Raw genomic sequence first — 2694 nt, forward strand, 5'->3', positions numbered from 1 at the left:
TGCCACCCCCGCGTATCGGGGAAAGCCTTGTCGATGGGTACAAAAAGAAAACGGGTCCGGCAGCCTCGAGCTTACGGAACCGTTTCACCGCAATTTCCCTGAATATAGCAATGTCAGCGGGTTTTTCACGCCCAAAAATCGGTTTTGCTAAAATCATCCCCGTTTTCATCAGTCCGGGGCGATGAATGAGACCGGGGGCAACAAAAAACGGCCGCGATCGCTCGCGGCCGCTTGGAAGAGCCCTGGGATCTTTTCAGCTTCTCATGAAATGGTCGATCTGCTCGGCCAGCATGCCATATTCACGCGAACCCTTGCCGGTCCGCTTCTCGATTTCCATCAACTGCTGCTGGGCGCCGGCCAGATCGCCGATCTGCAGATGCGCTTCGCCGAGATATTCGCGCACCAGCGTGTAGTTCGGATCGATGCGCAGCGCTTCCTCGTAATAGCCGAGGCCGACGGTGACGCGGCCGGAATGGCGGTGCGAATAGCCGAGATAGTTGAGGATGCGCGGATCCTGCTTGTTGGCGGCGAGGCTGAGCACGGCAATCGCCTCGTCATAGCGCCCGGCCATCGCCAGCGCGTGGCCTGCATCATAGATGCTGTCGTCGTCGAGCATGCCTTCCTGGGGCGCGACGCACTTTTTCTTCTTCTTGTCCCAGACCTGGCCCTTCTTGCACTGGGTGACGGTTTCGTCACCGCCGCTGCCCCCGCTGCCCGCGGCGAACACCGGAACGGCAAGGAACTGTAGAACGAGCAATGCGCTCGCCGCCTGGATCAGCACTCTTTTATGCATCGAAACCTCCTGGAGGGGTGAGAATGCAATACTAACGCCGGTCGGCTTGCGTTTCATCCCGGAAAATTGCGGGCGGGAGAACATCAGGTGACGGATGCCGCGAATCCGCTATCATCCGGCAAACGACCTGAGGGAGACGGCCCTTGCAGCGGCGGCTTGAAAAGGACTGGGAGCTTTCGATCGGCCCCGACACGGTGCGCCTGTTCATCCTCAAGGCCAAGGCACTGAGTGCGGCCGTCAATGAAGACTATGCCGATGGCGCCGAGCACGAGGTCGAACTCGACGGCGAGTCCCATGTCAACCATCACCATGACGGCCTTGCCGAGGAAAGCTCCGAGAACCTGACCGAAGAAGAGCTGCGCGAGCTGATCAACGACCTCAATGTCGATGAAGCAGCCGAGCTGATCGCGTTGGCCTGGGTCGGTCGCGGCGACTACGACGCCACCGAATGGGCGGACGCGCTGGCCGCCGCGCGCGAACGCGCCAACAAGCGCACCGCGAAATACCTGCTTGGCATGCCGCTGCTCGCCGACTGGCTGGAGGAAGGGCTGGAAGCGATCGGTGCGTAACGGAGCGGTTACCGTTCGTGATGCGGCCAAGGCAACCACCTTGCGTCGGCGCCGTTGAGGGCGATGGGGTCGATCGTCTTTTCCCGAATATGCAGGATTGCGTTGACCGTGGCCGTCACGGCCTTGCTGGTGATGCCGGTCGAGGCGAGACATCGCCATCGGCATCATAAGCCCCCGACGCCGCGGGTCGAGCAGCCGCTGACACCACGAGCCGACCAGCCCCTGAAACCAAGGGGCGGAAAGCGTTTGAAACCACGGCGCCACCGGCAGGTCACGCCAAAGCAGACACAGCAGAAAACGCAGACATCGCTGCCCTCGCCTGCCGATGTTCCCGTGCCCGAACCCGGCACTCCGATAACCCAACCCGGCATTCCGGTGCCCGAACCACGCCCGGCGGACGCACCAAAGGCTGAAGCTGCAAAGACCGAGGAGCAAAAGCGCGTAGGGCCGAAGGCCGCGGAAGCGCCCGACCGTTTCAAGGAAGAAAAATCCCACCAGGAAAAGCAGGCACGTCCCGAGCCATTGGCTCCGGAGCCATCAACCGGGGAAAACGAGCCGGAGCCGCCGGACGTCGCGCCAACGCCGACACAAAAGCCTGACATTGCAGAACCCGAGGCCCAGCCGCCAACCGTCGCCCCGCAGCCACCGCAAAAGCCGGCCGACGCGGACGAGAAGAAGATGCTGCCCGATCCGCGCTCGGCCGACGTGCCCGATGAAAAAATGCCGGTCGAGGAAGTCGCATGCCGCGAACGGCTAAAGACGCTCGGCGTCGAATTCGAAGAGTACAAGGCGGAAAGCCAGCCCGAAATCGGCTGTTCGATTCCCTACCCCATCGTGCTGAAGACCCTTGGAAAGTCGATCGCGATTGCCCCGGGCACCGAGCTCAACTGCAAGATGGCCGAGGCGACGGCGCGTTTTGCCGCCGATGTCATCCAGCCGGCGGCAAAGGCCGAATTCGGTGCGGACCTGAAATCGATCGGCCAGGCATCGGCTTTTGTCTGCCGGCCACGCAACGGCACACGAAAACTGTCGGAACACGCGTTCGGCAACGCGCTCGACATCGCCAGCTTCACGCTGTCGGACGGCAAGAAGATCGAGGTCGGCCCGGCGCCGCCGGAGAAAGACGCCAAATTCCTCAACAAGGTTCGCAAGGCCGCCTGCGGACCCTTCAAGACGGTGCTCGGCCCAGGCGCCGACGCCGATCATTCCCTGCATTTCCATCTCGATCTCGAACCGCGCCGTCATGGCGGAACGTTCTGCCAGTGATCAGGGCTGATCCAGGCCGCGTGCCGCAATTCGGCCGCAGGCATGAACGCGGACGCTGAGGTTTCC

The 2694-nt window shown here is 62.3% G+C and carries 4 protein-coding genes; 3 read left to right on the forward strand and 1 reads right to left on the reverse strand.

Annotation, left to right across the window (positions count from 1 at the left end):
* Nucleotides 1-185, forward strand: a 185-nt coding sequence (locus tag EN969_RS35605; protein WP_206525231.1) for a hypothetical protein, incomplete at its 5' end; no start/stop codon positions are given.
* Nucleotides 186-253: 68 nt separating this feature from the next.
* On the opposite strand, the gene EN969_RS25790 is transcribed toward EN969_RS35605, so the two are convergent.
* The gene (locus tag EN969_RS25790) at nt 254-793 is read right to left on the reverse strand and encodes a tetratricopeptide repeat protein (RefSeq protein WP_063168815.1); all 540 of its coding nucleotides are present in this window, start codon (nt 791-793) and stop codon (nt 254-256) included.
* Between the two features lie 143 nt (nt 794-936).
* Here EN969_RS25790 and EN969_RS25795 point away from each other — a divergent pair, with 143 nt between their 5' ends.
* Nucleotides 937-1362, forward strand: coding sequence for a DUF3775 domain-containing protein (locus tag EN969_RS25795; protein ID WP_013530064.1), 426 nt, complete (start codon nt 937-939; stop codon nt 1360-1362).
* Nucleotides 1363-1494: 132 nt separating this feature from the next.
* Complete coding sequence (locus tag EN969_RS25800; protein ID WP_164758486.1) at nt 1495-2628, forward strand: extensin family protein; 1134 nt, start codon at nt 1495-1497, stop codon at nt 2626-2628.
* Nucleotides 2629-2694: the final 66 nt, after the last annotated feature.

Source organism: Mesorhizobium sp. M7A.F.Ca.CA.003.01.2.1 (assembly GCF_003998945.1).
GTDB classification, from domain to species: domain Bacteria; phylum Pseudomonadota; class Alphaproteobacteria; order Rhizobiales; family Rhizobiaceae; genus Mesorhizobium; species Mesorhizobium ciceri.